The sequence below is a fragment of the Arcobacter siniprincipis (SeqCode) genome, assembly GCF_048571125.1.
Classification (GTDB): Bacteria; Campylobacterota; Campylobacteria; order Campylobacterales; family Arcobacteraceae; genus Arcobacter; species Arcobacter siniprincipis.
In genome coordinates, this window is the sequence record NZ_CP182343.1 from 1,127,536 (window position 1) to 1,154,319 (window position 26,784).

A 26,784-nucleotide genomic window follows, 5' to 3' on the forward strand; every position below is an offset into this window, starting at 1 on the left:
AGGAGGACTATGAAACTACCAAATTATGCACCAAAACCATGGTGGGAACATAAAGCAAATGCAATTAGCGAAGACTGCAATGGCTGTGGAAGTGAGCTTGACTTAAGTGGTAAGTTAGTTCCTGACACTTTGTATGGTTTGAATATAAGAGATAACTGTTGTTGTCCTCATGACTACGGTTATAAATATGGTAAAACATGGCTAGATAAAACTTTTACCGATGTGATGTTTTTATACAACATGACAGCTGTAATTCTTGATGCAGCTATGAATAGTAAGTGGTACTCAGTAAACAAGCTTTTACTGATACCTAGACTTTTAAGAGCTACTAAATACTTTGTGGCTGTTGTTAAGTATGGGGATAAATCTTTTGCAGATGGTAAAGATTCTGTATCAGATGAAAAAATAATCACATTTAAAGGAGAATTTCGATGAGAAAGTTTTTATTAATGATTGTTGCTGCATTTATGATGATGGCTTGTACAGGTTGCGATAATTCAGAGGTTGAATCTTCTTGGGATAAAGCAAAAATTGCCCAAAAGGTAGTTAAAGCTATAGGTAAAACAGCTATAGAAGAGGGTGTTGTTTCAGATGCTACTGCTGATAAGTTGAAAAAAGTAAATAGTGCGGTTGAAGGTGCTGGTGGACTTGCCGAAGATGTATATAAAAGTGTGAATGTAGGAAAAAAAACAGATGCGACTACTTCTTCAAGCGAAGAGAAGACGCCAGAATAATATTTATAAAATGTTGGTGGTAAGTTAATGGAAGCGATTGGGGTCTTTATGAGTAAATATACATGGATAATTCTTTATGTAAGTGCTTTATCTATTTTAGGTGGAGTAACTTCTTATATTAGAAAAACAAAAGATGGAACTATCACTAGATTTAGTTTTAGCGAACTTGTAGGTGATATTGTTATCTCTTTTTTTATAGGAGTAGTTACCTATCTTATTTGTAAAGGTCTCAATGTAAATGACATACTTACCGCTGGTTGTATTGGTATCTCTTCTCATATGGGTACAAGGTCTATTGTATTTTTGGAAGAGGTGATTCCTAAAATAGTATGTAAGTACTTTAATGTGGATTGTAAAAAATGATAACACTATCACAGCTGCTAGTTAAACTTAACAATCTCGTTCAAATTGGAACTATCCATGAGAGCAAAATATTAGATGGTCAACACTTAGCTCGTGTGATTTTAGATGATGATGGAATCAATAAGCGTGTGAGTCCTTTTATTCCTGTTAAAAGTTTAGCCAACTCTTTTGGAAGAGCTTTTTTCCCTATTCGTTCAGGTGAACAGGTCATAGTGATAAGTCCATTTGGAAACATCAATGGTGGATTTATTATTAGGTCTATTTTTCATAAGAAGTGTCAACTTCCAAGTGGAGCTAATGAGAATATTGCAGTAATTGAGTTTGAGGATGGGACTAGATTTTCATACGATACAAAAAATAAAAAGCTAATTGTATCTTGTGTTAATGAAATAGATTTTATCGCTAAGAAGATAAATATTAAAGCAGAAAATACTAATTTTGATGGTGGGGCAATAACTCACAATGGTACACCAATAGATGATACTCATGACCATACACAAAAAACTGGAGATCATTTTGGTGCTGGAGGAATTACTACTCCACCAAATAAGAAGGCTTAGATGAAAACAGTATCAGTAATAAGTGCAGTTGCTAGTAAAATCTTTGATAGCTCTATTGACGAGAGCTTTACTCGTATAACTACAACACCACTTACAAGTAGAACTTTGAGAAATAAGTTTGGAAGTAAGATGCATAAGCTTATTGATAAGGTTATGGACGAAGAGTGGAGATTGTTATTTAGAAAGTATTTATTCGAGTGCTTTTTTGATGACAATAATAATCCATGGGATGAAAGACTAAATCCAAAAAGCGTGGAAATAGTAAGTGTGGATGCAACAACAGGAAGCGTTACTGCATCAATCAATTTTGAAGGGTTTGATATAACAACACAAATGGGAGGATTTTAATGAGCAGCTTAAAAGAGATGATTGATAAGTTACCTGAGCTTAAAATCTTCGTAGAACAAAGTGCTGAGTCGATATTGACTGACCTAAAGCTTGAGTTTAAAGGAAGACATCCTGATGTAGAGCTAATAGAGTCAGGTTCTATTTTGATGCAGTTAGAAAATACAGCATATAGAAAAGCTTTTCATAATGTAGCTTTAAACAACAAAATTAAAGAGATGCTTCCACACTATTGTCAAAATGATGATTTAGATAATTTTATCTTTGGGTTTTATGGTGGAGAGCAAAGACATCTTGGAGAAGAACCAACAGCTCCTTATGAGTTTAAGTTAGAAGAGCCTTTATCAAATGATGTAATTATTCCCAAAGGTTTTATCTTAAGTGATAAGGGAACTGTTCAAGCTTATTTGATGGCAAATGTGATTATAGCTCACGGGGAGTTAAGTGCTGAGGGTAAGGTAAAACTTGATTTAAAAGTAAAAGAAAGTGATATCAAAACTGAAACTCCTATTTCTACATTTCCCCATGTGGTAACTGTAAAAGCTCTTGATACTTTCAAAGGTGGAAGTTCAAGAGAGACGGACGAGGAGTTTTTTGAAAGGGCAATTTTAAGCTTAAATAAGTACTCAACAGCTGGTGGAAAAAAAGCTTATATATATTTTTGTAAGTTAGCTGATGAGAGGGTATTTGATGTAAAAGTAATATCTCCAGCTCCTTTACTAATAGACTTATATATCTTAGCCACAAATAATGAGAGTGAAGTATTAGACAATGTAAGAGCAGTACAAGGTTCTGATAGAGTTCAAGCTTTTTGTGATGTAGTAGATGTAAAAGCTGCTATTAAAAAAGAGGTAACTCTTACTCCTAATGTTTATTTACTTGATTTATTGCAAACAGCTAGTGTGGATAAAGAGATCCAATCAAACTTTACAAATAAGTTCAAAATAGGGGAATCTTTCCCTTACTCAAAAGCTATAAAAGCTTTAGAAGTAGCAAATGTATATGAAGTGGTTATGGATGCTGTTGATTTAAGTGTGCAGCCAAATGAGTACTTGAGTATTACAGTTACTCCAAACTATGTGGAGGCTTCTTTATGAGTGATTTTAAATCTATCTTGCCACCAAATGAAGATGCAGTTCAAAGAACGATTGAAAAGTTAGGAGCAGAAACTTTTGATTTTCAAGAGCTTGAGAAAGTGACTATCAATCCTTTGGATTGTGATGCTTCACTTTTACCTCACTTAGCTTTGGATTTAGATGTAAGTATTTTGGGGCTTGATGAGATGGAAGCTAGAAAATATCTACAAAATGCAAGGGAAATCATAAGACTACATGGAACTGTATGGGCTGTAAATAGTGCTGCATCTTCAGTATTTGGAGATGAGATTGAGGTGGAACCATGGAACAAACATGATGGAGTTGCTGGTACTTATAAAATAAAAGTAAATGTAACACCTGAGAAAAGTGTAACAGATGAAAATCTAAATAAAACAATAAGACTAATAGATGATGCAAAGCCTGAAAGTAGACATCTGTCAGGTATCACTATAAACATGAAAAATAGTGGAATGCATAAGTATGCTGCCATTATTAAAAGTCGTGAAAGTATCACTGTGAAGCCTAAGATATTAAAAGATATTGAGATGAATGTAACAAAAAAGGTCCTGATAGCTGTCCATGCTATTGAGACTTTGATAATAAGACCAAGGGGAGTATAAATGGAATATTTTACAGTACTAACAAACATAGGAGCCCAAAAGATAGCAGCTGCAACTGCTGCTAATTCGACTATTAATTTATCAGAAATAGCAGTTGGAGATGGTAACGGAGTAGTTCCTGTCCCTGATATCTCTCAAGAAGCTTTAGTAAATGAAAAGTTTAGAGCACCTTTAAGTGAGCTAACACAAGATGAAGTAAATAAAAACCATTTCATAGCTCGTTCACTAGTACCAGCTGATAATGGTAACTTTTGGATAAGAGAGATAGGTATATATGATGTTGATGGTGACTTGATAGCAGTAGGAAACTATCCTGAGACTTATAAATCTATATTAACAGATGGAGCTGCTAAAGAAGTAGACCTTATAGTTGTATTTGAAGTTGCAAATGCAGATGTTGTTAAGTTAGAAATTGACCCATCTATTGTGATGGCTTCTCAAGATTTTGTGAATCAAAAGGTTGCTACTAAGGCTGATAAAAATCATAACCATGATTTGATTTATGCAAAACTTGGTGGGAGTAATACCCAAAAGTTTAAAGTCAAAGCCGCAAATGAAGATAGTGAAGCAGTTAATAAATTACAAATGGAGACTGCACTGAAAAACACTTTAACTTTAAATAATTTTCTACATATTCAAGAACAAAAACCAAGTGGTATTGATAATGGAAATGGTTCAGCTTATCTTGAAAGTAGAGATTTAAATACAATAATAACTAATAATATTGATGGTGCTTCACTAAGCAATCGTGTTATAACACTTCCTGCAGGAAGTTTTTTAATAAGTGCTTCTGCAACAGCTGGAAATTGTATGCTGCATAGAATAAATTTATACAACATAACTGATGAGAGAATTGAAATTGTAGGTACTCAGCAAAGAGTTACAACTTCTAATGAAGCTGCACAGTCTGATTCTAATATTAAACCTAGCTTAGTAACTCTAACAGATTCTAAAAATTTTAGATTAGATCATTATCGGACTCTTTTCCCAACATCGGGGAATCTAGGATTTGCTATCGGTGATGGAAATGTTGAAATTTATGCAGAAGTTCAAATTTGGAAGGTAGGATAATATCATGGAAAAATTTTTTAAAGTAGATAAGAATAATATAGTTATTCAAGTTCAACCAAATGCTGAAAATGGATTTAAAAAAACAGTAGAAAATGTGGTTTGTGGAATGAAATACGAAAATGAAAAATTTGTTCTTGTTGAAAATGTTGGTGCAAAAAGAGAAAGGGAAGAATCTCAAGCAAAAATACAAAAAACAAAAGAATTAAACGAGCTAGTAATAGATATCAACACAGTTCTTTATGATGCCAACCAAGAAGCCATAGGAAACATGGCTGCAGTTGTAGCTATTGCAACTGCTACTTTTCAAAGAGCTATTTCTGTTGGTATTGTAAAAGCTGGAGAGACTGTTCCAACTATCATGACTCCAGCTGAGGCATATAAGTATGTTTATAAAGACCAAACAGTTACTTGGAAAGGTGCTGATAATAAACCTCATACTGTACAGCTTGAGAGTTTAGTGGAAGCAAGTGAAAAAGCAATGACTGCAAAAGCAGCGATTTTATTTAAATATTAAGGAGATGAAATGAGTACAGAAAGAGGAGTCGTAGTTGAACGATCAAGTGAAAGTGCAAGACCGATATCAATAAATTCAACCTTGCCAATTGCTTTAGTTTGTACCGCAGCTGTACAAGCTGGAACTTATAGTTTTGATAGTCCTTCTGATGCAAAGGATTATATGTCAGCAACTTCAGGAAGTAGTGCTGGAAATATGATGAAATATCTTAGCTTAGGTGTTGATGAATTTCCAACTATCGTACCTACTATTTTAATAGTGTGTAATGAAGGTGATGATGATGCTGTTACAAAATCAAATATTATTGAGGGAATAAACTCAATTAAAAAAGTGGCATCTACAATAAACCTTGCAAGTAAAAAGGGAAGTGTTGTTGGATATAACCCTGACATAATTTCTGTTGCTGATTATGCTATTGGAGATGTTGATGTAGCTAATAGTGTAATTACTGTATGTAATGCTATTAAAGCTAGAACATTTTTTGATTTGGATGCAGATTCAAATGGTGATGCAATATCTCAAAGAGATTTATTTGGAAGTGATAGAGTGACTTTAGCCAAAACATCACTTGGTAAATGGAATACAGCTACTGAAAGTACAGATTATTATGATAGTGGTGTAGTTTTAGCATGGCTTAGAGCATATGTAGATGGTGCTGATGAGATTGGTTATTCTCGTTCTATTTCAAATGAGGTTTTACCTTTTAGCTCTATTAAAGAGCCTTCTGATTTTGTAGCTGGAGTATTAGATGAGACAGATCCTTTAACTGTAGCTCAAATTATGAGTTTTATTACTTATATGGGTATTAGAACATGGAACTATAAAACAACAGATGCTGACCCTATTTGGCAAAATGCTAGAAGAGTTAGAATCATAGACTTAGCTGGTGCTGCTGTTTTAAAAGGTATTTTCTTTGCTGTTGACCAACCAATTATTCAATTAAGAGAAGCAAAAAAATCTCTAAGAGAGTTTATGAATACACTAGTAGGTAAAAATGTGATGTTGGCTCATGAAGTAAGACTTGACATGAAAAGAACAACTCCATCAGAAATAACAGCTGGTAGGTTTTATTTTATTATTGACTTTCAAGAGATGCCTGTGGCTGAGAGAATTTGTGTGACATTTAATCAAACAGATAGATATGCACCTCTTGTGTATGAAATGCTAAATGCAGCTTAATTAAAAAACAAAAGGACGAAGTATGAAAGCTAGAAGTGTTATAACAGGTGTAAATGTAATTATCAATGGAATTGGGAATATTGGTTCTTGTGAATTCAAACAAGCAGATGTTGCTTTAGTACAACTTGAGCAAGACACAGGAGTGGGAAAAGCACAAGTTACTGTCCCACTTTTTGAGAGTTTAGATGTGGAATATAAGTTCCAATCAATACCAGCTAGTATCTACAAAGAGATGGCTAAAAGAGACAATGCACTTATTGAAGCAAAACGAACAATGAAAACAGGTGAAAATGATGATGTTGAAGAGTGGCACTGTAGAGGTGGAATGTCAATTAAATATGGAAACTCTAAGCCTGGGGAATTTTTAGATGTAACTGTTAGCCAAAAAGGGTTAAGAGCTTATTATCATGAATCCAATAATGAAGTTATTTCAGATATTGACCATGATAATGGTAAAGGTTTACATGGTGGAGTTGACCATACTCAAAAAGCTAGACAAGCATTACAATAAGGAAAGAAGATGTCAAAAGTATATAAATTAAAAGCAAAGTTAGGTGATGTAGTTATTGAGATTGAAGATGAACTTAAAATAGGTGGTAAGCCCGTTTCAAAAATAGTGATGAGAGAACCACTTGTAACTGATATTGAACTTGTGAATCATATTGAAGATGAGATTGATAACAATGCTACTTTAGTTGCTAATCTTACAGGTTTTACAGTTGATGAAGTAAAAGGTTTACCAATACATATATTTGAAGCTCTGGTTGAGGGTTTGGGGAGTTTTCAATCTTCGAATGGGACGAAGTAATTGACCGCATGACCTTTATAGGTCATGTGTGTCATTTTTCGATAGAAGATATGAAAAAACAAAAAGTCTCAACATTTGAAAAAATTTTACACAATGCAAATGAACTTTATAAGCAATTAAACCCACAATAAGAGGAGGATACTTTGAAAACAATTGGCTTAGGAATAGTTATTCAAGGAGCAGTATCTTCCTCTTTTAACTCTTCTTTAAAAACAACTAACTTTGGTATTCTTGGTATTGATAAGAGTATTAAAAGAATGAGTAAGACAAAGCTTGATATAAAAGCGTTTCAAACACTTTCAAAAGATGCATCAAACAACAAAGAAAAATTAGATAGATTATCTAGATCATTGAAAAAAACTGGAATTGATACTTCAAATTTAAATCATGATAGTAAACTTTTAAGACTAAGTTTAATAAATCTAAAAAAAGCATCAAAAATTGATATTAAAATCAAAGGTGCTAAAGAACAATTTGCACAACAAAAGGCTTCAATCTTAGGAATTGGAGCAGCACTTTATGGATTGAAAAAAGTTTCAAATGTTGCTAGTGATGTTTTAAAAGCTCAAGGGGAAATTAGATCTCTTGATATTAGTAAAAAAGGTATTGATGCCATAACTAAAGCTGGTCATAATATGAGTTTACAGTTTGGTCAAATAACAGCACCTGCTTTTATCAAAGCTAGTTACGATATTAAAAGTGGTATTAGTTCATTAAGTGATGAAGGTGTTAAAGATATGACTAAAATGGCTGCAACAACAGCAGTTGCAACAAAAGCATCAATTGCAGATATGACTAACCTTTATGCTTTGGGATATGGTATTTTTAGAAATGACTTTACTTCAGATATGAACTTTGGTAAAAAGTTTAGTGGGGCTATATCTATGGCAGTTCAAGCTTTCAAAACTGATGGGGCTGACTTAGCAGCTGGTATCTCTAATGTGGGTGCAAGTGCAAAAGTTATGGGTGTATCTTTACAGGAAGAGTTGGCAATTATTGGAATGAGTAAAAAGGCTTATGCTAGTGCAAGTGAAGCTGGAAGTGGTTATAGAGCCTTTTTAAATGGGGTTGGAAAAGCACAAAAAGAACTAGGCTTGGAGTTTGTAGATAGTAATGGAAAAATGCTTCCTATGGTCGAAATATTAGGAAAGATAAAAGATAAATATGGAGATTTGAGCTTAGCTGAAAGTAATGAGTTAACTACTGCATTCGGAGGTACAGAAGCAGTAAAAACAATTTCAGCTCTTTTACCATTAATTGATGAGTTAGGAACTGCTCAAAAAAATATCAGTAAATCTATGGAAGAGGGAACTCAAAAAGCAGAAAAAATGGCTTTAGCTATGGATAGTGGTTATGGTTGGGAAAAGATGAGTAATGCTGTTGCTTACACTAGTTATACCTTTGGTAAAGTTTTGATTCCTGTTGTAAATTTTGCAGCTAGTACTTTAGGTGGATTTGCTAAAAGTATAGCTTGGGTAGATGAAAATATTTCTTGGTTTATTCCTCTTGTTAGTGGGGTAACTTTTGGAATAGTTGGATTAGTAACAGTTCTGAAAATAGCTACCTTGACAAAGATGGGACTTGCTTTAGCAACTAATACTTTGAAAAAAGCTTTTTTTATGCAAATGGCACAGAACTATATGAGTGCTACATCTTTTAATGCTTTGAATTTTAGGTTAAAAGCTTATGCTTTATGGTCAAAATTAGCTACTGCTTCACAATGGCTTTTTAATGCTGCTATGAGTGCTAATCCTATTGGATTGATTATCATAGGAATATCTGCATTAATTGGATTGGGAGTTATTCTTTATAAGAAATTTGAGCCTGTTAGAAACTTATTTAATAGTATTTATGAGGGTGGTAAAAAATTACTTAGTTTTATTGGATTTGGTGGTGGTGATGAAACTGAAGCTTCACCTAAAAAAACTAAACCTATAGGAAAATTAGCAGCAACAGCTTTAACAACAACTGCACTAGCTGCTAATCCAATAACAACAGGAGAAGTAAAACCTCAAGCACCAATTACACAACAAAATGCATATACTCTAAAAGTAGATGCATCCAATGCTAATAGTAATGTGGATGTAACAAAAGCAGTTGAAGATGCCATTGAAAATGTAGAACGAAGAAAAAGAAATAGAAGTTTTGAGGACTAAAGATGTTAGGAATGATAGACGAGTATAAATTCGAAATGACAAAAGCACAGCTACAGTCTATATCTGAAGAGATAGACTTTGGTATTGTGAGCTCTTTTAGGATTGGAAACTATCCTAAACATCAAGCCCCATCTAAGGGGAAAAGAGGATTTACCTTATCAGGAATTCTTATCATGCAAAGTATAAAAGAGCTTGAGAGTTTAAGAGAACTAGGTGAGGCTCAAAAGCCAGTTGTCTTATCTCTTCCAAGTTTACCTACAATACAAGTAATGATGATGAATTTATCAACAAATAAATCTAACTTTTTAAATACAGGTGAACACTTAGAACAAAGTTTTACTTTGAAGCTTGAGAGGTATTTTAAATGATTGTATATATCAAACAAAAAAATAAAACACTAAATGATGTGGTACTAGAACACTATGGTGACTTAAATCATTTGGATGATGTTATCGCTTTAAATCCAAAGCTTTTATCTAAGGTTATTTTAGATTTGGGAGATCATGTTGATTTGCCTGAGTTTGAAGAGAAAGCTCAAGTGCAAACTGTAAAAGCCCTATGGTCATAAGTAGGGAGATAAGATGCAAATACAATTTAAACTTGAAGCCAATGGTGTGGATGTAACGCAACAGCTTAATAGTGAAACTTCAGAGATAAGCTTTAGCGATGTAGATGGAACTGTATCTGATGAGATAACTTTAAGGGTTGAAGGCTTACATAAAAGACCAAAGACAGGAGATGAACTTAAGCTTTGGCTTGGAACTAAAGAAGAGGGACTTTTTTATTGTGGTATGTTCAAAGTCTCAAGAACTCCACTTACTTACGGAGAAGAGAACTTTTTAGGTATTACAGCAACTGCTGTTGATTTTTCTAAGAATTTGAAAGTTAAAAGAAGCCAATCTTATGAGAACTGTTCTATTAAAGAGATATGTGAGATAGTAGCTAAGAGACATGAACTAATCACAAAGAGTGATTTTGAAGATATCTATATACTTCATATAGAACAAACTACTGAGAGTGATTTGCACTTTTTAAAAAGAATAGCCTCTGAATATAACGCTTTGTTTTCAATAAAAAACAATACTTTGGTATTTCAAAAAAGAATTAAAGATGGTAAAAAATCTGCTGATTTACCTAGATTTGCTTTAAAAAAAAGTGATAACAATAATATAAGAATAGAACCCACAAACAAGAGTTCATACAATAGCTGTAAAGCTGTATGGCGGGATACAAAAGAGAATAAACAAAAAAGTGTAACTGTAGGTGATGGTGAACCAATATATTGGATTAAAGATGCTTTCGAAAGTGAAGCTGATGCAAAAGCAAAAGCAATGGCTGCTTTACAAAAAGCAAATGCTGGAACAAAAGATGGAACTATAAAATGTGATGGTTTTGAAATATATGCTGGTGGAATCTTAGACCTTACAGGAACACTAGAAGATGATGATGAATACAACATCAAAAAGGTAGATCATACTGTAAATAGTAGTGGTTGGAAAATAAGTATAAAAGTAGAAAACTAAAAGCACAGTCAACTCCCTCAAGCTAACTGCATAAAAATTTTAACTAAAAAAGTCATATCGGCTCAAAATTGTGACTTTTTGGAACGGAGATAATATGCAGAGCACAAAATTAAAAGCACCCTTTGGTTGGGTAGGTGGCAAGAGTAAACTTGCCAAAGATATAGTAGGCTTAATGCCTGAGCATACTACTTATATAGAAGTATTTGGTGGGGCTTTAAATGTCTTTTATGCTAAACCAAAAAGTAAGCTTGAAATAGTAAATGATATAAACTCTCAGCTTGTGAACTTACATAGAGCTATGAGAACCAATCCTGAAACACTATCTTTTTTCTTAAATCAAATGTTAGTCTCAAGAGAGATATTTGATGATATTAAAAAAAGAAGATGGAAACCAAGAAACAATATAGAAGCAGCTGCTTTTTATTACTACCAACTTGTGCAAAGTTTTGGCTCAAAAGGCGACAACTTTGCCATGGCTGCTAAGAGTGGAAGAAAACCTAAAGACATATACAAATCATATAATAAATGGAGTCATAGGCTAAAGGGCGTGACCATAGAAAATATGTCTTTTCAAAAGTTAATACCTCTATATGATAAAGAAGAGGTGCTCTTTTATCTTGACCCACCATATGTAAGTACTGAAAACTACTATAAAAATACAGGTGGATTTGGAATCAAAGAGCATAAAGAGTTAGCAGCACTGTTGTCACAAGTAAAAGGTAAGTTTTTACTCTCATACAATGACTGTGAGCTGGTGCGTGAGTTATATAAAGACTTCAAAATAGTAAGTAGTAAAGAGATAGAGTACACGCTGGGTAAGAATATGCATGGAAAGAATAAGAGTGTTCGGGAGGTGTTTGTTATGAATTATTAGATAAACCCTTAAGAGGGTTTTATCTATTTAAGTTTAAATCATTATCTTCATCTTTAGATGGTTTCTTAATTTCTTTCAAAACTTTACTTAAATTAAAAGGGTTTTCTATTCTTGAAATTTTCGCATTAATAGCATCTTTAATACATTTTTTACTATTACAATTTCCGCAATCAACATCGAGGTTTATAGCTCTTTGTCTAAATTCTTCTAAAGATAAAGTGTCTTTACTAGCGAGTAAGTTGTTTAAATCATCTATTGTTGACATTGATATCCTTTAATTATATGTTAATAAATTTAAGTAGTTTATATTGTAGGTAAAAAAGTTCTTTTTGGAATAATAATCTCAAGACTGTTGAATTATTATGAAGGTCTTTTTTATAATAGTTTTGTTTTCCAGCTTCGATTCTATGTTCTATTGATACAATTTCATCAAATGTCGTTTCCCAAATTTTATTCTTTTTCATAGGCTATTTTCCCTCTTTCAAATAATCATAAACTATATGGCTTAGGTCAGCACGTTTAAAAGTTACTATTTCTCGAAGTTTATTTGATTGTATTGTTTGAGTTCCCCATACAGTTACACCATTGATTTTCTTCATGTCTTTAACTTGCTTATCAGTAGATAAAGAAGTAGCATTCATTACTTTTTTAATATCATTCCCAAGGTTAGAAAAATCTGTATTTTTGCAAGAGTCATTTTCCTTTTCAAAATGGTTCATGAGTATCCTTTGTAAAATTTATTAAATTTCCAGTATTATCTATTTCGAATGATACAATTATAGGTCGTGCAATAGGGTCTTCTACTATAGTTATAATGTGTTCCTTCAGGCTTTCTCTATTAGCTCTACCTTTGTTGTTATAAAGAAATTCAATTATTGATTGTTGTAATTTTTCAGCTATTTCAGTAGGCTTATCTAACTGTATAAGTATCTCTTTATTCTCCATAATTAACCTTTTTTTGCTAATATTTTATATGAAAGATTATAACGAAATTATAGAAAAACTAAAAGATATACTCTCTAAAGAAATGCCAAATAAGAAGATATATGACAAAGATGTTGCACAAGCTCTTGGAATAGAAGAGTCAAACTTTAGAAAACAAAAGCATCGCAATAGTATCCCATACTTTGAGATTATGAGCTTCTTAGCTAAAAGAAACATATCTATCAATTGGTTCTTCTTTAACCAGCTTCCTGAGTCCCTGATTGAATCTACATCAAACTATATAATACTAAAGTATCAAAGAACAGTTACAGCTTCAGCTGGAGGTGGAGCTGTAAACTATGAACTTGACTCAACTCCACTTGTAATAGATAAACAATTACTAGACCATATTAATAGCAGCTACAAATATACTGAAGTATTAAAAGTATTTGGTGAGTCCATGGAGCCTGATATAAAAGATGAAAGTCTAGTCTTTATAGATAAGAGTAAAACAGATATAAATAGTACAGGTGTATATCTAATTAATACAAATGATGGCTTATATATTAAATGTATTAAAGTAGAAAATGATAAAGTTATTCTAAAATCAAATAACCAATCTTTTGATGATATAACATTACATATAGATGATGTAGATGTTGTTGGTAGAGTTTGTGGTGTTTTAATAAAGGTCTAAAGGAAATAGTATGAGTGATAATTTCAAAAAAGCTAATGATATAATTAACAAGGAGATTATGAATAAAAGTAAAATAAGTCCTACTTTTGAGATTCTTGAAAGTATTGAAAAAATTGCATTTTACATGAAAGATGAAAATCATTATTTCTCAACATTATATACAGTATTGAGTCCTAATTATTACAAATCATTTGATAAAAGGATTAAAAAGGCTACAACAAATGAACAGTTTGCATGTGACAAAGGATGTTCACATTGCTGTAAAAGGTTAAAGATAGGTTTCCCAGTTTTAGAAATAGATTATATAGTAGATTATTTGAATGAACTAGATGATGATAAAAAAGAAGTTATAGCTATTAATTTAAACTCATTAGAAGAAAAAGATCGTGACAAGAAAATTAATAAAAGAGAATATATAAAAGAGGCAATAATTGAACAGGAAAGTACACTATTATATGATTGCCCTTTTTTAATTGATGATGTATGTTCTATATATGAAGCAAGACCTATGATATGTAGAACATATTTATCAAAAAGTTTTGAATCATGTTATGTACAAGGTACAGCAGATAATGTATTAGATAATATATATGGACAAGGGTATCACAATTTACTTAAGCATGATAATAACATTATGTATACTGTAGGATTACCAATAAATGCAAATTTTCCATTTTTTGCAATTAAACATGGGAATAATAAGTTTTACTCTTTAAATAAATATAATAAATTTTTAGATTTTATTCAACATAAGATTAATAAATAAAATATTTGCGTATAAAATGTAAGTAAGTAAAGTATCATGAAGCCTATAATTAAGTACATTAACATTTCATAAGCAAATAATTAACATTTCATAAGCCGTTTTACACGTTTTACAGAAGTATAAAATAGTTTTTATTAGTTAAACTTCCAATTAACTTAATGTATATTAAAATAAAGCATATTTATCCTTTTAAAAAGGAAATAAATATAGTAATTAATGATATGAAGACCCATATATATTGACATTGCATAAGAAAAAAGTTATAATGCGCGTCCATGAAAAATGGTTAGAGTGTGTTTATCGCACATTTAACGAGTTCTTTAAAGGAAAAAAATGGAAAAAATAAGATTAAAGCTTAAGGCTTACGATCACAGAGTTTTAGACAGAAGTGTTGCTTCAATTGTTGAAGCTGTTAAGAGAACTGGTGCTGAGTTGAGAGGTCCTATACCTTTACCAACTAAAATCAGAAGATATACAGTAATCAAAGGTCCTCACGTAAATAAAGATTCAAGAGAACAATTCGAAATCAGAGTTCATTCAAGAATGATTGATATCGTATCTGCAACTCCTGATACAGTAGATTCATTAATGAAACTTGACTTAGCTCCTGAAGTTGATGTTGAAGTTAGATCTATGGGTCAAGAATAAGAAAGGGTAACAAATGGAATTTATCGTAGAAAAAATTGGTATGAGTAGAACTGTTTCAGTTCCTGCTGTTCCTGTTACACTTTTAAAAGTTCTTGATACAAAAGTATGTGAAGTAACTGATGGTGTAGCAATTGTATCATATAGTAATGGTAAGAAATTTAACAAGACTATAGAAGGGCAACAAAAAAAATACAACTTATCTAAAGAATTCAATAGATTTGCAACTATGGAAGTAGCAAATACTGAAGCTGGAGATTTAGATGTATCTGGATTAGCAGAAGCTAAAATTTTAAAAACTACTTTTAAAACTAAAGGTAGAGGTTTCTCTGGTGCAGTTAAAAGATGGAACTTTGCTGGTGGTAGAGCATCACATGGTCATAGAATGGGAAAAAGAACTGGTTCAATCGGTAATGCTGAGTGGCCAGGTAGAGTTCAACCAGGTAAAAAAATGCCAGGACAATACGGAAATACAAATGTAAGTGTTAAAAATGAAATTTTCTCTTTTGATGCTGAGACAGGTATTTTAGCTGTTAAAGGTTCAGTATCTGGACCAAATGGTGGATTAGGAAAAGTAAGGATTGCTAAATGAGTAATGCAGTAGTAGTAAAAACAGGTGAATTACCTGAAACATTTAAAGATGTTAATTCACATAACTTATACTTATATGTAAAATCATACCTAGCAGCTCAAAGAGCAAACACAGCTAGAGTAAAAAACAGAACTGAAGTTAGAGGTGGTGGTAAAAAACCTAAAGCTCAAAAAGGTTCTGGTGGTGCAAGATGGGGTTCTAAAAGATCACCATTATTTGTTGGAGGTGGACAAGTATTTGGACCATCTGCTAGAAATTACAATCAAAAAATTAACAAAAAACAAAAAGTTTTAGCATTAAGATTTGCTATTAATACTCATGTTGAAAAAGAGTCTTTATTTGTAGTTGATTCTGTTAAATTAGAATCAGGTAAAACTAAAGATGCGGTTGCAGTTATAAATGGTTTAAACCAAAGAGATACTTTAATCATTGTTGATACAATTGATGAAAAAACTTACTTGGCGTATAGAAACATTAAGAACTGTTATATGATTGAAAAACAAGAAGTAAATGCTTATATTGCAGCTGCTTATCACTCAATCTTAGTTGAGAAGTCAGTTCTTGAAGCATTAAAAGAGGCATAAGATGGCAGATATTACAGATATTAAAGCAATATTATACACAGAAAAAACTATTGAGTTACAAGAAAGTGGTGTAATCGTTGTTCAGACTAGTCCTAGAATGACTAAAAGCGGATTAAAAGATGTTTTTAAAGAATATTTTGGAGTTACACCTTCAAAAGTTAATTCATTAAAACAAAGTGGTAAAGTTAAAAGATTTAGAGGGAAAATCGGTAAAAGAGCTGATTTCAAAAAATTCTATGTAACATTACCTGAGGGCGCTGAAATAGCGAACCTTTCAGCATAAGGGGATAGTATGGCAATTAAAAAATTTAGACCAATAACTCCTGCTAGAAGATTTATGTCAGTTATGGATACTTCTGATATTACTTCAAAACCAACAGTTAGATCTTTACTTACAAGAGTAAAAGCTACAGCTGGTAGAAATAGTAACGGAAGAATCACTTCAAGACATAGAGAAGCAGGTGCTAAAAAACTTTACAGAATTATCGATTTCAAAAGAGATAAATTTGGTGTAGAGGGTACTGTTTCTACAATTGAGTACGACCCATATAGAAACTGTAGAATCTGTTTAGTAACTTATACAGATGGTGATAAAAGATATATTTTACAACCAAGTGGTTTAAAAGTTGGAGCTAAAGTTTCTGCTGCTGAATCTGGTTTAGATATTCTTCCTGGAAATTCAATGAGACTTGTTAATATTCCAGTTGGTACTATGGTTCATAATATTGAAATGAAACCAGGAAAAGGCGGTCAAATCGCTAGATCTGCTGGTGGATATGCTCAAATTATGGGTAGAGAAGATAAATATGTAATTATGAGACTTCCTTCAGGTGAAATGAGAAAAATTCTTGCTGTTTGTATGGCAACTATTGGTATCGTTGGTAATGAAGATTTCTCTAACATGGTTGTTGGTAAAGCTGGTAGAAGTAGACACCTTGGTATTAGACCTCAAACTAGAGGATCTGCAATGAATCCAATTGATCACCCACACGGTGGTGGTGAAGGTAAAACTAACTCAGGTAGACATCCAGTTACTCCATGGGGTATGCCAACTAAAGGTTATAAAACTAGAAAGAAAAAAGCTAGTGATAAATTAATCATTTCAAGAAAAAAGAAGTAAGGGTTTAAGATGTCAAGATCAGTAAAAAAAGGTCCATTTATAGACGCGCACTTAATGAAAAAAGTTATCAAAGCAGTTGAGACTAAAGATAGAAAACCAATTAAAACTTGGTCAAGAAGATCAACAGTTTTACCTGATATGATTGGCTTAACTTTTAATGTGCACAATGGAAGAAACTTCGTACCTGTAAATGTTACAGAGAACCACGTGGGTTACAAATTAGGTGAATTTGCACCAACTAGAACTTTTAAGGGTCACAAAGGCTCTGTTCAGAAGAAGGTAGGATAAGATGGGTAAAGCTATATTAAGATTTATTAGAGTTTCTCCAATTAAAGCAAGACTTATTGCTAGAGAAGTTCAAGGTATGAATGCAGAGTATGCTATTGCATCTTTAGAATTTACACCTAACAAAGCTGCTGGATTAATTTCAAAAGTTATTGCTTCTGCAGTTGCAAACTCTGGATTAGAAGCTGAAGATGCAATTATTACATCTGCAAGAGTTGATAAAGGTCCAGTATTAAAAAGATTTACTCCAAGAGCAAGAGGTTCTGCTTCTCCAAAGCATAAGCCAACGGCACATATTTTTATTGAAGTAGAAGCTGCACCTAAAGGAGATAAGTAATGGGTCAAAAAGTTAATCCAATTGGTTTAAGATTAGGTATCAATAGAAACTGGGAATCAAGATGGTTTCCTAAATTCTCTTCTATGCCTGCTAATGTTGCAGAAGATAGCAAAATCAGAAAATTCGTTAAAAAAGAGCTTTACTATGCAGGAATCGCTCAAACTTTAATCGAAAGAACAGCTAAAAAAGTAAGAGTAACAGTTGTTGCTGCAAGACCTGGTATCATTATTGGTAAAAAGGGTGCAGACGTTGAGAAATTAAAAAATTCTTTAACTAAATTAGTTGGTAAAGAAATCGCTGTAAACATTAAAGAAGAGAGAAAACCACAACTTTCTGGTCAATTAGCTGCTGAAAATGTTGCTCAACAATTAGAAAGAAGAGTTGCATTTAGAAGAGCTATGAAAAGAGTTATGCAAAATGCTATTAAAGGTGGAGCAAAAGGAATTAAAGTTTCTGTTTCTGGTAGACTTGGTGGAGCTGAAATGGCTAGAACTGAGTGGTACTTAGAAGGAAGAGTTCCTTTACATACTTTAAGAGCTAGAATTGATTATGGTTTTGCTGAAGCACATACTACATATGGTTGTGTTGGTGTAAAAGTTTGGATTTTCAAAGGTGAAGTACTTGCTAAAGGTATTCCAGTTGAAAAAGAAGAAGCTTCTAAACCAAAAAGAAGACCAACAAAGAAAAGAGGTAAATAATTATGTTAATGCCTAAAAGAACAAAATATAGAAAAGTAATGAAGGGTCGAAATAGAGGTAAATCTATGAGAGCCAACACATTAGCATATGGTAATATTGGAATTAAAGCTTTAGAGCATGGAAGAATCGATTCAAGACAAATCGAAGCTGCCAGAATTGCTATGACAAGAGCTATTAAAAGACAAGGTAAAGTATGGATTTGTGTATTCCCAGCTAAACCACTTACTGCTAAACCATTAGAAACAAGAATGGGTAAAGGTAAAGGTCCAGTTGACAAATGGGTAATGAACATTAAGCCAGGAAGAATTTGTTTCGAGATGGCTGGTGTAAGTGATGAAGTTGCTAGAGCAGCATTGACTTTAGCAGTTCACAAATTACCATTTAAATGTAAAATTGTAACAAAAGAGAGCGAAAATGACTTATTCTGATATTAAAGATAAAAGCCTAAACGAGCTAAACGAGTTATTAAAAGAGAAAAAGGTGCTTCTTTTTGAATTAAAAGCTAAGCTAAAAACTATGCAGTTGACTAATACATCTGAATTAAATGTTGCGAAAAAAGATATCGCAAAAATTCAAACAGCTATTACTGCAGTAAAAGCTAAGTAAGGATCTGTAGTATGAGTACGCATAAAAGAGAGATTCAAGGTGTAGTGGTAAAAGTTTCTGGAGAAAAAACTGCTTCTGTTTTAGTAACAAGATCAGTATTACATCCTAAATACCACAAAACTGTTAAGAGATTTAAAAAATATTTAGTTCATGATGAAAAAAATGAATTAGCTGAAGGTGATACTGTAATTGCGATTGAGTGTAGACCTTTATCTAAAACTAAATCTTTTAGATTAAAGACAATTGTTGCTACAGGAGTTAAATAATGATTCAAAGTTTTACTAGATTAAACGTAGCAGACAACACAGGTGCAAAAGAGATCATGTGTATCAAAGTTTTAGGTGGTTCTAAAAGAAGATATGCAACAGTTGGTGACGTTATTGTTGCTTCTGTTAAAAAAGCTATTCCTACTGGAAAAGTTAAAAAAGGTCAAGTTGTTAAAGCTGTTGTTGTTAGAACTCACAAAGAAGTTCAAAGAGAAAATGGTTCATTAATCAGATTTGATGATAATGCAGCAGTTATTCTTGATGCAAAAAAAGAACCAATTGGAACAAGAATTTTTGGACCAGTTGCTAGAGAAGTTAGATATTCAGGTTTCATGAAGATCGTTTCACTTGCACCGGAGGTATTATAATATGGCGGTTAAATTAAAAATTAAAAAAGGTGATACAGTTAAAATCATCGCAGGTGATGATAAAGGTAAAACTGGTGAAGTTTTAAGAGTTATCCCATCTAAATTACAAGTTATTGTAAAAGATTGTAAAGTTGCTAAAAAAACTGTAAAGCCTGATCAAGACAAAAACCCTAATGGTGGTTTTGTAAACAAAGAGATGCCAATGGATATCTCTAATGTAGCAAAAGTAGAAGGTGAGTAAGATGGCGAACAGATTATACGAAAGATATAACGCAGAGATTAAACCAGCTTTACAAAATGAGTTTCCTAAAAACAAAATGTTAACTGCTAAGTTAGAAAAAGTAGTTATCTCTGTTGGTGCTGGTGAAGCAATGAAAGATACTAAATTGATGCAAAACATTCAAGATACTATCTCTTTAATTGCAGGACAACATGCTATCCAAATCATTGCTAAAAAATCAGTTGCTGGTTTTAAAGTAAGAGAAGGTATGCCTGTAGGTGTAAAAGTTACACTTAGAGGTGAAAATATGTATGCATTCATTGATAAATTATGTTCTATTGCATTACCTAGAGTAAAAGACTTCCAAGGTTTAGATAGAAATGGTTTTGATGGAAGAGGAAATTTTAACTTTGGTCTTAATGAGCAATTAATGTTTCCAGAAGTTGTTTACGATAACATTATTAAAACACATGGTATGAATATTTCTATTACAACATCTTCTGCTTCTGATAAAGAAGCTTATAGATTATTAGAGCTTGTAGGAATTCCATTTACAAAAGGTAGAGAATAATGGCTAAGAAATCTATGATTATGAAACAACAACGAACTCCTAAGTTCGCTGTTAGAGCATATACAAGATGTTCAGTATGTGGAAGACCACATTCAGTTTACAAAGACTTTGGTCTTTGTAGAATTTGTTTAAGAAAAATGGCTAACGAAGGTTTATTACCTGGTGTTAGAAAAGCTAGTTGGTAAGGAAATAAAGCTATGATGAATGATATAATCGCAGATGCTTTAACTAGAATTAGAAATGCAGCATTGAGAAAACTTGAAGTTACTACTTTGTTACATTCTAATACAGTTGTAGGTATCTTAACAGTATTAGAGGCAAAGGGTTACATTGACTCTTTCAAAGTTGTTGATGGAACTAATAATAAAAAAACTATTCAAGTTACATTAAAATATGATGAAAAAGAAACTTCTGCAATCAATGAGATTAAAAGAGTTTCTAAATCAGGAAGAAGAGTTTATAAAGCTTCTTCTGAATTGAAAAATTTCAAAAACGGATATGGTACAATCATTGTTTCTACAAACAAGGGTGTTATCGCTAACGATGAAGCTTATGCTGCAAATGTTGGTGGTGAAGTACTGTGTACTGTTTGGTAGGGAGTTAGATAATGTCAAGAATTGGAAAACAACCTATTGCTATACCAACAGGTGTTGAAGTAACAGTTGATGGTACAGTTGTAAACGTAAAAAAAGGTAACAAAACTTCTTCAGTAGAAACTCACGGTAGAGTTTCTGTAGAAATTGCAAATAACACTGTAGTTTTAGCAAGAGTTGGTGAAACAAAAGAATCATCAGCTTTCTGGGGAACATATAGAGCTTTATTAAATAATGCTATTGTTGGTTTAAGTGAAGGTTTCAAAAAATCTTTAGAAATCAACGGTGTTGGTTATAGAGCTGCTGTAAAAGGTAGTGTTTTAGAACTACAATTAGGTTATTCTCACCCAATTAACTATGAAATCGCTGATGGATTAGAAATTACTGTTGAGAAAAATGTGATTAATGTTATTGGTGCTGACAAACAACAAGTTGGTCAAGCTGCTGCAATTATTAGAGGCTTTAGAAAACCAGAACCTTACAAAGGTAAAGGTGTTAAATATACTGATGAGAAAATCATCAGAAAAGCCGGAAAAACTGCTAAGAAGTAAGGTGTAAAGAATGAGTAGAGCAAAAGATATAGCTAAAAAAAATTCTTTAAGAATTAAAAGAAAAAGAAGAGTAAGAGGATCAATTTCTGGTACTGCTTCTAAGCCAAGAGTTTCAATTTTTAAATCAAACAAATATTTAAGTGCGCAAGCAATTAATGATGTTGAAGGTGTTACACTGGCTTCGGTTAGTTCAAAAGCATTGGATTTAACAGTTAATAAAGATAATGCAGTTAAAGTTGCAGCACAATTTGCTGAAAATTTAAAAGCTGCTGGGATTGATACAGTTGTATTTGATAGAAATGGTTACCTATATCACGGTGTTATTGCTGCATTTGCACAATCACTAAGAGATAATGGTATCAAATTATAAGGGTTAATGATGGCAGCAGTAAATAGAGAAGATTTTCAAGAAGCAATCGTTAAAATCGGAAGAGTAACAAAAGTTGTAAAGGGTGGAAGAAGATTCAGATTTACAGCTTTAGTTGTTGTTGGAGATAAAAACGGTACTGTAGGTTTTGGTATGGGTAAAGCTAAAGAAGTTCCAGATGCTATTAAAAAAGCTTTAGATGATGCATTTAAATCTTTAGTAAAAGTGTCTATTCATGGAACTACAATTGCACATGATATTGAGCATAAATATAATGCTTCTAAAATATTATTAAAACCAGCATCTGAAGGTACAGGACTTATTGCAGGTGGTGCGGCAAGACCTGTTCTTGAGCTTTCTGGAGTTAAAGATATTATCGCAAAATCTTTAGGTTCAAATAATCCTAACAACTTAGTGCAAGCTACAGTTGAAGCTTTAGCTAGAATAAAAGGATAATAAATGACATTAGAAACTTTAAGACCAGCAGATGGTAGTACAAAGAATGTTAAAAGAGTAGGTAGAGGACAAGGTAGTGGTACAGGTAAAACTGCCGGTAAAGGTAACAAAGGTCAAAAAGCTAGATCTGGTTACAAAATAAAAAGAGGTTTTGAAGGTGGGCAAATGCCAATCCAAAAAAGACTTCCTAAAATCGGTTTTGTATCAAGAGTAACTAAACCTTATTCAATTAATGTTGATAAAGTTAAGCAAGTTGCTGAGTTAAGTGAAATTACATTAGAGACAATTAAATCTGTGTATAAATTATCAAAATCAGTAACAAAAGTTAAACTAGTTGGATCTTGCGCAAAAGATTTAACTTCTAAGATCAAAGATGAAAACGTTACTACAACTGGTAAATAACCATGAGTAAAGATCTAATAAATAAGATTCTTATTACATTAGGTTTTATATTTCTATACAGAGTACTGGCATATGTGCCAGTACCTGGTGTAAATATTGACGTAGTAAAAGAATTTTTCGACTCAAATGCAAACAATGCATTAGGTCTTGTTAATATGTTTAGTGGAAATGCAATCTCAAGATTGTCTATTATTTCACTAGGTATTATGCCTTACATTACAGCTTCAATTATTATGGAGCTTCTAGCCGCAACTTTCCCTGCACTTGGTAAAATGAAAAAAGAACGTGATGGTATGCAAAAATATATGCAAATTATCAGATATGCAACTATTGTAATTACTTTAATTCAAGCAGTTGGTGTATCAATGGGTCTTAATTCTTTAACTGGAAAAGCAGGTCAAAGTGCAATTACAATAGATATGGATACATTTGTTGCAGTTTCTGCAATCTCAATGTTAACTGGTACTATGCTTTTAATGTGGATTGGTGAACAAATCACACAAAAAGGTATAGGTAATGGTATTTCATTAATTATCTTTGCTGGTATTGTTTCTGCAATTCCTCATGCAATTGGTGGTACTGTTGAATTAGTTAATAATGGACAAATGAATTTCTTAACTGTTATTGCAATTTTAGTAATAATTCTTGCAACAGTTGGAGCAATTATTTATGTAGAACTAGGAGAAAGAAGAGTTCCTGTTTCTTATTCTAGAAAAGTTATGATGCAAAGTCAAAATAAAAGAGTAATGAATTATATTCCTATTAAAGTAAATTTAAGTGGTGTAATTCCTGCAATTTTTGCCTCTGCAATTTTAATGTTCCCAGCTACAATTTTACATGGTAGTCAAAATAAGATTTTATTAGGTATTGCTGACTTTTTAAGTCCAACTAGCTATACATTTAATGTTTTGATGTTTTTACTTGTAGTTTTCTTTGCATATTTTTATGCATCAATTACTTTTAATGCAAAAGATATATCTGAAAACTTAAAAAAACAAGGTGGTTTTATTCCAGGTATTAGACCAGGAGAAGGAACAGCTGAGTTTTTAAATGAAACAGCAGGTAGATTAACACTATGGGGAGCTTTATACTTAGGAGCAATTTCTACAGTGCCATGGCTTTTAGTTAAGTCTATGGGAGTTCCATTTTACTTTGGTGGGGTTGCAGTACTTATTGTTGTTCAAGTTGCTATTGATACTATGAGAAAAATTGAAGCTCAACAGTATATGAACAAATATGACACTTTAAGTGCGGTTGGTTTATAAAAATCATGGCAATTGCACTAAGAAAACAAAATGAGATAGAAAAGCTTCGAACTGCTTCGCATGCAGTTGGAAAGACTTTGAATTATCTAAGAGAAAACGTTAAGCCAGGCATGACTTTATTAGAAGTTGATGCTCTGGGTGACGATTTCATAGCCAGTTTAGGTGCTAGACCTTCATTTAAAGGCCTTTATGGTTTCCCTAATGCAGTATGTACTTCTCTAAATGAAGTTGTTATTCATGGTATTCCATCGAATACTGTTCTACAAGAGGGTGATATTTTAGGTTTAGACATAGGTACTGAAATTGATGGTTGGTATGGTGATGCTGCCATTACTATGCCTATTGGAAAAATATCAAAAGAGGATGAGGAATTAATTGCTTGTTCGAAAGATGCATTATATTATGCTATTGATATTATAAAAGAAGGTATGAGATTTAAAGAGTTATCTTTTGCAATAGAGCAATTTATTGTGCAAAGAGGATATCAACCGTTAATTAGATTCTGTGGACATGGTATTGGGAAAAAGCCCCATACTGAACCTGAAATTCCAAATTATGTAGAAACTCCAAATATTAAATCAGGTCCAAAAATAAAAAATGGAATGGTATTTTGTTTGGAACCAATGGTTTGTCAAAAAGATAGAGAACCTATCATTTTAGACAATGGTTGGGATGTTGTATCAAAAGATGGATTAAGAACTAGTCATTATGAACATACAGTCGCTGTTATCAATGGAAAAGCAGTGATTTTAAGCGAGGCATAGAAGGAAAAAATGTGGCAAAAGATGATGTAATTGTAATTGACGGTAAAGTTATTGAAGCTTTACCAAATGCAATGTTTAGAGTTGAATTGGATAATAATGGACATGTAGTTTTATGTCATATATCTGGAAAAATGAGAATGCACTACATAAAAATTTTACCTAATGATAAAGTTAAAGTAGAAATCACCCCTTATTCACTTGATAAGGGTAGAATTACTCACCGATATAAATAAAAGAAAAGAAAGTATTATATTAATACTTTCTTTTTTTTAGCTTATTTTAAAATCTTATTGATATAATCTCTGTATATACTTATATAACTATTGGAAAAAAATGGAAAAAAACATTAATAATATTGATGATTTTAAAAAAGACAAAAAAGAAGATCAAAAGTTTAATGTTATATCTAATGACTTACTTAACTTCACAAAATCTGAACTACAAAATATTGAAATACTAAAATTTATTACCTATTTACCAGAATTATTAAAGCCTTCAATTGAACAATCAATTTATCATAAGATAGAAGAAGTAATTTTTGAGTTAATGAAAAGTCCTGAAAAACTTGATGATGAATCAATGATTAATAAATTAATTAATATTACTAATGAAAGAGTAGATTTAGATAGAGCTGTTTTTAAATCAAAATCTGAAGATATTAAAAAGTTTATAGCATTATTAATGAAAGAGTATGAAAATAGTTTACTACTTAGTGATAATTCTTCATCAAAATTAGAGATTTTCAAAAATGATTTAAAAGAGCTAAATGTTTCAGAACACTCTAATAGAGAGCTAAGAATATTACATGCAAAACTTGCTGATTTGATATATAATATAGAAACAAACTTAGATGATTCAAAGATTCAGTTAATCAAGGGCAAAGAAAAATGCTCTAAATTAGAAAATAATATTGCCAAATTACAAGATGATTTAGAAAAATTAAAAATAGAAAAAGATATTGACTTTTTAACTGGTGCACTTAATAGAAGAGGATATACTTCTGTAATTTTAAAAGTCGAAAATAGATATGTAACTTTTAATTCTAGATATGCAATTATATTTATTGATATTGACGATTTTAAAGAAATAAATGATGTCAATGGACATGAATGTGGTGATGTTATATTAAAAAGTTTTTCTACTATACTTAGAAAACTTATGAGAGAAGAAGATATTTTATGTAGATATGGTGGTGAAGAGTTTGTAATTCTTGTAAGTTATACAGAGGAAGAAGAAGTATACAAATACATAAAAAGAGTAAAAGAAATTATAGATAGCCACAAATTTATTTACAATAAAGATCTTAGTGTAAAAGTTGGTTTTTCTGCTGGAGTATCTTATAGAACAAATTATAACTCTTATGAAGATGCGATGAAATATGCTGATATATTATTGTATAAAGCAAAACATGAAGGGAAAAGTAGAATTATTTTTGATAATGATAAAATACTACTCTAATACTTATACCTATGAAGCCTTAGTCATTTACTTGCGCGCAATTTAAAAGTATACAAATAACTAAAACCCCATAGATATAAATACTAAATATCTTCAGGCACTCTTTCTTTTGTTAAACTAATCTCTTTTTCTAATATCTCTTTTTGTTGAATCAACGAATTTAAATTATTTTTTAACATCTCTTTATCTTTATATGAATCAATAATAAATTCAAATAATTTAGGTCTATTTTTTTCCAATTATGCAATGTAGTTTTATTTATTTCTAAATCATTTTCTAATTTTCTTAAACTTGGAGCAGTCATAATCAATCCTATAATATATCTTACTTTGAGTATTGTACAAATATTTGGAACAAATGTCAATAATAATATTAATATTGTTCCAATAATTTGAACAAATTTAA

48 protein-coding genes are annotated in these 26,784 nt (G+C 31.8%); 43 read left to right on the plus strand and 5 right to left on the minus strand.

Annotated elements, in window-relative coordinates; translation table 11 throughout:
* Nucleotides 1–9: 9 nt before the first annotated feature.
* The 17 genes from ACNI3D_RS05735 to ACNI3D_RS05815 all read left to right on the plus strand — a co-directional run bounded on the left by ACNI3D_RS05735 (nt 10) and on the right by ACNI3D_RS05815 (nt 11,844).
* Nucleotides 10–435, plus strand: a complete 426-nt coding sequence (locus ACNI3D_RS05735; RefSeq protein ID WP_419768580.1) for a hypothetical protein — start codon at nt 10–12, stop codon at nt 433–435.
* Nucleotides 432–734 carry a hypothetical protein gene (locus ACNI3D_RS05740; RefSeq protein ID WP_419768581.1) on the plus strand — a complete coding sequence of 101 codons (303 nt, stop codon included), beginning with the start codon at nt 432–434 and terminating at the stop codon, nt 732–734. Before ACNI3D_RS05735 ends, ACNI3D_RS05740 begins: the two co-directional genes overlap by 4 nt.
* A 48-nt stretch (nt 735–782) precedes the next feature.
* Nucleotides 783–1,097 (plus strand): phage holin family protein, encoded by a 315-nt coding sequence (locus tag ACNI3D_RS05745; RefSeq protein WP_419768582.1) that lies wholly within the window; start codon nt 783–785, stop codon nt 1,095–1,097.
* The gene (locus tag ACNI3D_RS05750) at nt 1,094–1,657 is read left to right on the plus strand and encodes a hypothetical protein (RefSeq protein ID WP_419768583.1); all 564 of its coding nucleotides are present in this window, start codon (nt 1,094–1,096) and stop codon (nt 1,655–1,657) included. The genes ACNI3D_RS05745 and ACNI3D_RS05750 overlap by 4 nt, the downstream gene beginning before the upstream one ends.
* Nucleotides 1,658–2,005 carry a hypothetical protein gene (locus tag ACNI3D_RS05755; RefSeq protein ID WP_419768584.1) on the plus strand — a complete coding sequence of 116 codons (348 nt, stop codon included), beginning with the start codon at nt 1,658–1,660 and terminating at the stop codon, nt 2,003–2,005.
* Nucleotides 2,005–3,099, plus strand: a complete 1,095-nt coding sequence (locus tag ACNI3D_RS05760; protein ID WP_419768585.1) for a baseplate J/gp47 family protein — start codon at nt 2,005–2,007, stop codon at nt 3,097–3,099. Before ACNI3D_RS05755 ends, ACNI3D_RS05760 begins: the two co-directional genes overlap by 1 nt.
* Nucleotides 3,096–3,719 (plus strand): phage tail protein I, encoded by a 624-nt coding sequence (locus ACNI3D_RS05765; RefSeq protein ID WP_419768586.1) that lies wholly within the window; start codon nt 3,096–3,098, stop codon nt 3,717–3,719. The genes ACNI3D_RS05760 and ACNI3D_RS05765 overlap by 4 nt, the downstream gene beginning before the upstream one ends.
* Nucleotides 3,720–4,790, plus strand: a complete 1,071-nt coding sequence (locus ACNI3D_RS05770) for a phage tail protein (protein ID WP_419768587.1) — start codon at nt 3,720–3,722, stop codon at nt 4,788–4,790.
* 4 nt (nt 4,791–4,794) lie between these two features.
* On the plus strand, nt 4,795–5,304 hold the full coding sequence (locus tag ACNI3D_RS05775) for a hypothetical protein (RefSeq protein WP_419768588.1): 510 nt from the start codon (nt 4,795–4,797) through the stop codon (nt 5,302–5,304).
* A 9-nt stretch (nt 5,305–5,313) separates the two neighbouring features.
* The gene (locus tag ACNI3D_RS05780) at nt 5,314–6,483 is read left to right on the plus strand and encodes a phage tail sheath protein (protein WP_419768589.1); all 1,170 of its coding nucleotides are present in this window, start codon (nt 5,314–5,316) and stop codon (nt 6,481–6,483) included.
* A gap of 22 nt (nt 6,484–6,505) precedes the next feature.
* Nucleotides 6,506–6,994: a phage major tail tube protein gene (locus ACNI3D_RS05785; protein ID WP_419768590.1), complete on the plus strand. Its 489-nt coding sequence runs from the start codon at nt 6,506–6,508 to the stop codon at nt 6,992–6,994.
* Between the two features lie 9 nt (nt 6,995–7,003).
* Nucleotides 7,004–7,291, plus strand: coding sequence for a phage tail assembly protein (locus tag ACNI3D_RS05790; RefSeq protein ID WP_419768591.1), 288 nt, complete (start codon nt 7,004–7,006; stop codon nt 7,289–7,291).
* Nucleotides 7,292–7,434: 143 nt separating this feature from the next.
* Nucleotides 7,435–9,447: a phage tail tape measure protein gene (locus ACNI3D_RS05795; RefSeq protein WP_419768592.1), complete on the plus strand. Its 2,013-nt coding sequence runs from the start codon at nt 7,435–7,437 to the stop codon at nt 9,445–9,447.
* 2 nt (nt 9,448–9,449) lie between these two features.
* Nucleotides 9,450–9,815 carry a phage tail protein gene (locus ACNI3D_RS05800; protein WP_419768593.1) on the plus strand — a complete coding sequence of 122 codons (366 nt, stop codon included), beginning with the start codon at nt 9,450–9,452 and terminating at the stop codon, nt 9,813–9,815.
* Nucleotides 9,812–10,015, plus strand: a complete 204-nt coding sequence (locus ACNI3D_RS05805) for a phage tail protein (protein WP_419768594.1) — start codon at nt 9,812–9,814, stop codon at nt 10,013–10,015. Before ACNI3D_RS05800 ends, ACNI3D_RS05805 begins: the two co-directional genes overlap by 4 nt.
* A 13-nt stretch (nt 10,016–10,028) precedes the next feature.
* Nucleotides 10,029–10,970 (plus strand): contractile injection system protein, VgrG/Pvc8 family, encoded by a 942-nt coding sequence (locus tag ACNI3D_RS05810; protein ID WP_419768595.1) that lies wholly within the window; start codon nt 10,029–10,031, stop codon nt 10,968–10,970.
* Nucleotides 10,971–11,064: 94 nt separating this feature from the next.
* Nucleotides 11,065–11,844 carry a DNA adenine methylase gene (locus tag ACNI3D_RS05815; RefSeq protein ID WP_419768596.1) on the plus strand — a complete coding sequence of 260 codons (780 nt, stop codon included), beginning with the start codon at nt 11,065–11,067 and terminating at the stop codon, nt 11,842–11,844.
* Between the two features lie 19 nt (nt 11,845–11,863).
* Here the strand turns inward: ACNI3D_RS05815 and ACNI3D_RS05820 are convergent, their stop codons facing one another.
* The 4 genes from ACNI3D_RS05820 to ACNI3D_RS05835 are packed head-to-tail and all read right to left on the minus strand — an operon-like array spanning nt 11,864 to nt 12,789.
* The gene (locus ACNI3D_RS05820) at nt 11,864–12,109 is read right to left on the minus strand and encodes a hypothetical protein (protein ID WP_419768597.1); all 246 of its coding nucleotides are present in this window, start codon (nt 12,107–12,109) and stop codon (nt 11,864–11,866) included.
* Between the two features lie 13 nt (nt 12,110–12,122).
* Entirely contained in the window at nt 12,123–12,308 is a 186-nt protein-coding gene (locus tag ACNI3D_RS05825; RefSeq protein ID WP_419768598.1) for a hypothetical protein, read from the minus strand.
* Nucleotides 12,309–12,311: 3 nt separating this feature from the next.
* The gene (locus tag ACNI3D_RS05830; RefSeq protein WP_419768599.1) at nt 12,312–12,563 is read right to left on the minus strand and encodes a hypothetical protein; all 252 of its coding nucleotides are present in this window, start codon (nt 12,561–12,563) and stop codon (nt 12,312–12,314) included.
* Complete coding sequence (locus ACNI3D_RS05835) at nt 12,550–12,789, minus strand: hypothetical protein (RefSeq protein WP_419768600.1); 240 nt, start codon at nt 12,787–12,789, stop codon at nt 12,550–12,552. Before ACNI3D_RS05835 ends, ACNI3D_RS05830 begins: the two co-directional genes overlap by 14 nt.
* Before the next feature lie 28 nt (nt 12,790–12,817).
* Here ACNI3D_RS05835 and ACNI3D_RS05840 point away from each other — a divergent pair, with 28 nt between their 5' ends.
* The 26 genes from ACNI3D_RS05840 (at nt 12,818) to ACNI3D_RS05965 (ending at nt 26,379) form a co-directional block, all read left to right on the plus strand.
* Nucleotides 12,818–13,465, plus strand: coding sequence for a S24 family peptidase (locus ACNI3D_RS05840; RefSeq protein ID WP_419768601.1), 648 nt, complete (start codon nt 12,818–12,820; stop codon nt 13,463–13,465).
* Nucleotides 13,466–13,475: 10 nt separating this feature from the next.
* Nucleotides 13,476–14,231, plus strand: coding sequence for a YkgJ family cysteine cluster protein (locus tag ACNI3D_RS05845; protein WP_419768602.1), 756 nt, complete (start codon nt 13,476–13,478; stop codon nt 14,229–14,231).
* Between the two features lie 333 nt (nt 14,232–14,564).
* Complete coding sequence (gene rpsJ / locus ACNI3D_RS05850; protein ID WP_013134908.1) at nt 14,565–14,879, plus strand: 30S ribosomal protein S10; 315 nt, start codon at nt 14,565–14,567, stop codon at nt 14,877–14,879.
* Nucleotides 14,880–14,892: 13 nt separating this feature from the next.
* A complete protein-coding gene (rplC, locus tag ACNI3D_RS05855) occupies nt 14,893–15,468 on the plus strand; it encodes a 50S ribosomal protein L3 (RefSeq protein WP_129101154.1) in 576 nt (191 codons plus the stop codon).
* Complete coding sequence (gene rplD / locus ACNI3D_RS05860) at nt 15,465–16,052, plus strand: 50S ribosomal protein L4 (RefSeq protein WP_419768603.1); 588 nt, start codon at nt 15,465–15,467, stop codon at nt 16,050–16,052. The genes rplC and rplD overlap by 4 nt, the downstream gene beginning before the upstream one ends.
* 1 nt (nt 16,053) lies before the next feature.
* Nucleotides 16,054–16,335 (plus strand): 50S ribosomal protein L23, encoded by a 282-nt coding sequence (locus ACNI3D_RS05865; protein ID WP_013134911.1) that lies wholly within the window; start codon nt 16,054–16,056, stop codon nt 16,333–16,335.
* 9 nt (nt 16,336–16,344) lie between these two features.
* Nucleotides 16,345–17,172, plus strand: coding sequence for a 50S ribosomal protein L2 (gene rplB, locus ACNI3D_RS05870; RefSeq protein ID WP_129101156.1), 828 nt, complete (start codon nt 16,345–16,347; stop codon nt 17,170–17,172).
* Between the two features lie 9 nt (nt 17,173–17,181).
* Complete coding sequence (gene rpsS, locus ACNI3D_RS05875) at nt 17,182–17,460, plus strand: 30S ribosomal protein S19 (protein WP_013134913.1); 279 nt, start codon at nt 17,182–17,184, stop codon at nt 17,458–17,460.
* Between the two features lies 1 nt (nt 17,461).
* Nucleotides 17,462–17,794, plus strand: a complete 333-nt coding sequence (rplV, locus tag ACNI3D_RS05880; RefSeq protein ID WP_129101157.1) for a 50S ribosomal protein L22 — start codon at nt 17,462–17,464, stop codon at nt 17,792–17,794.
* On the plus strand, nt 17,794–18,492 hold the full coding sequence (gene rpsC, locus ACNI3D_RS05885; RefSeq protein ID WP_129101158.1) for a 30S ribosomal protein S3: 699 nt from the start codon (nt 17,794–17,796) through the stop codon (nt 18,490–18,492). The genes rplV and rpsC overlap by 1 nt, the downstream gene beginning before the upstream one ends.
* 2 nt (nt 18,493–18,494) lie before the next feature.
* Entirely contained in the window at nt 18,495–18,920 is a 426-nt protein-coding gene (gene rplP / locus ACNI3D_RS05890; protein WP_129101159.1) for a 50S ribosomal protein L16, read from the plus strand.
* Nucleotides 18,907–19,098, plus strand: a complete 192-nt coding sequence (gene rpmC / locus ACNI3D_RS05895) for a 50S ribosomal protein L29 (RefSeq protein WP_013134917.1) — start codon at nt 18,907–18,909, stop codon at nt 19,096–19,098. The genes rplP and rpmC overlap by 14 nt, the downstream gene beginning before the upstream one ends.
* A gap of 11 nt (nt 19,099–19,109) precedes the next feature.
* Nucleotides 19,110–19,364 (plus strand): 30S ribosomal protein S17, encoded by a 255-nt coding sequence (gene rpsQ / locus ACNI3D_RS05900; protein WP_129101160.1) that lies wholly within the window; start codon nt 19,110–19,112, stop codon nt 19,362–19,364.
* Entirely contained in the window at nt 19,364–19,732 is a 369-nt protein-coding gene (rplN, locus tag ACNI3D_RS05905; protein ID WP_013134919.1) for a 50S ribosomal protein L14, read from the plus strand. Before rpsQ ends, rplN begins: the two co-directional genes overlap by 1 nt.
* 1 nt (nt 19,733) lies before the next feature.
* Complete coding sequence (gene rplX / locus ACNI3D_RS05910; RefSeq protein WP_129101161.1) at nt 19,734–19,973, plus strand: 50S ribosomal protein L24; 240 nt, start codon at nt 19,734–19,736, stop codon at nt 19,971–19,973.
* A 1-nt stretch (nt 19,974) separates the two neighbouring features.
* Entirely contained in the window at nt 19,975–20,523 is a 549-nt protein-coding gene (gene rplE / locus ACNI3D_RS05915; protein ID WP_129101162.1) for a 50S ribosomal protein L5, read from the plus strand.
* Nucleotides 20,523–20,708: a type Z 30S ribosomal protein S14 gene (locus tag ACNI3D_RS05920; RefSeq protein WP_013134922.1), complete on the plus strand. Its 186-nt coding sequence runs from the start codon at nt 20,523–20,525 to the stop codon at nt 20,706–20,708. Before rplE ends, ACNI3D_RS05920 begins: the two co-directional genes overlap by 1 nt.
* Before the next feature lie 12 nt (nt 20,709–20,720).
* Nucleotides 20,721–21,119: a 30S ribosomal protein S8 gene (rpsH, locus tag ACNI3D_RS05925; protein ID WP_013134923.1), complete on the plus strand. Its 399-nt coding sequence runs from the start codon at nt 20,721–20,723 to the stop codon at nt 21,117–21,119.
* A gap of 11 nt (nt 21,120–21,130) precedes the next feature.
* Nucleotides 21,131–21,667, plus strand: a complete 537-nt coding sequence (gene rplF, locus ACNI3D_RS05930; protein WP_129101163.1) for a 50S ribosomal protein L6 — start codon at nt 21,131–21,133, stop codon at nt 21,665–21,667.
* A 10-nt stretch (nt 21,668–21,677) separates the two neighbouring features.
* A complete protein-coding gene (gene rplR / locus ACNI3D_RS05935) occupies nt 21,678–22,037 on the plus strand; it encodes a 50S ribosomal protein L18 (RefSeq protein WP_129101164.1) in 360 nt (119 codons plus the stop codon).
* A 9-nt stretch (nt 22,038–22,046) separates the two neighbouring features.
* Nucleotides 22,047–22,490, plus strand: a complete 444-nt coding sequence (gene rpsE, locus ACNI3D_RS05940; protein ID WP_013134926.1) for a 30S ribosomal protein S5 — start codon at nt 22,047–22,049, stop codon at nt 22,488–22,490.
* A gap of 3 nt (nt 22,491–22,493) precedes the next feature.
* Entirely contained in the window at nt 22,494–22,892 is a 399-nt protein-coding gene (gene rplO, locus ACNI3D_RS05945; protein WP_129101165.1) for a 50S ribosomal protein L15, read from the plus strand.
* Between the two features lie 2 nt (nt 22,893–22,894).
* A complete protein-coding gene (gene secY, locus ACNI3D_RS05950) occupies nt 22,895–24,157 on the plus strand; it encodes a preprotein translocase subunit SecY (protein ID WP_375723234.1) in 1,263 nt (420 codons plus the stop codon).
* A gap of 5 nt (nt 24,158–24,162) precedes the next feature.
* On the plus strand, nt 24,163–24,921 hold the full coding sequence (map, locus tag ACNI3D_RS05955) for a type I methionyl aminopeptidase (RefSeq protein WP_419768604.1): 759 nt from the start codon (nt 24,163–24,165) through the stop codon (nt 24,919–24,921).
* 11 nt (nt 24,922–24,932) lie between these two features.
* Nucleotides 24,933–25,154 carry a translation initiation factor IF-1 gene (gene infA, locus ACNI3D_RS05960; protein ID WP_013134930.1) on the plus strand — a complete coding sequence of 74 codons (222 nt, stop codon included), beginning with the start codon at nt 24,933–24,935 and terminating at the stop codon, nt 25,152–25,154.
* Nucleotides 25,155–25,254: 100 nt separating this feature from the next.
* Nucleotides 25,255–26,379: a GGDEF domain-containing protein gene (locus ACNI3D_RS05965; protein ID WP_129101168.1), complete on the plus strand. Its 1,125-nt coding sequence runs from the start codon at nt 25,255–25,257 to the stop codon at nt 26,377–26,379.
* 83 nt (nt 26,380–26,462) lie between these two features.
* Here ACNI3D_RS05965 and ACNI3D_RS05970 read toward each other — a convergent pair whose 3' ends face one another.
* Entirely contained in the window at nt 26,463–26,618 is a 156-nt protein-coding gene (locus ACNI3D_RS05970) for a hypothetical protein (protein WP_419768605.1), read from the minus strand.
* Nucleotides 26,619–26,784: the final 166 nt, after the last annotated feature.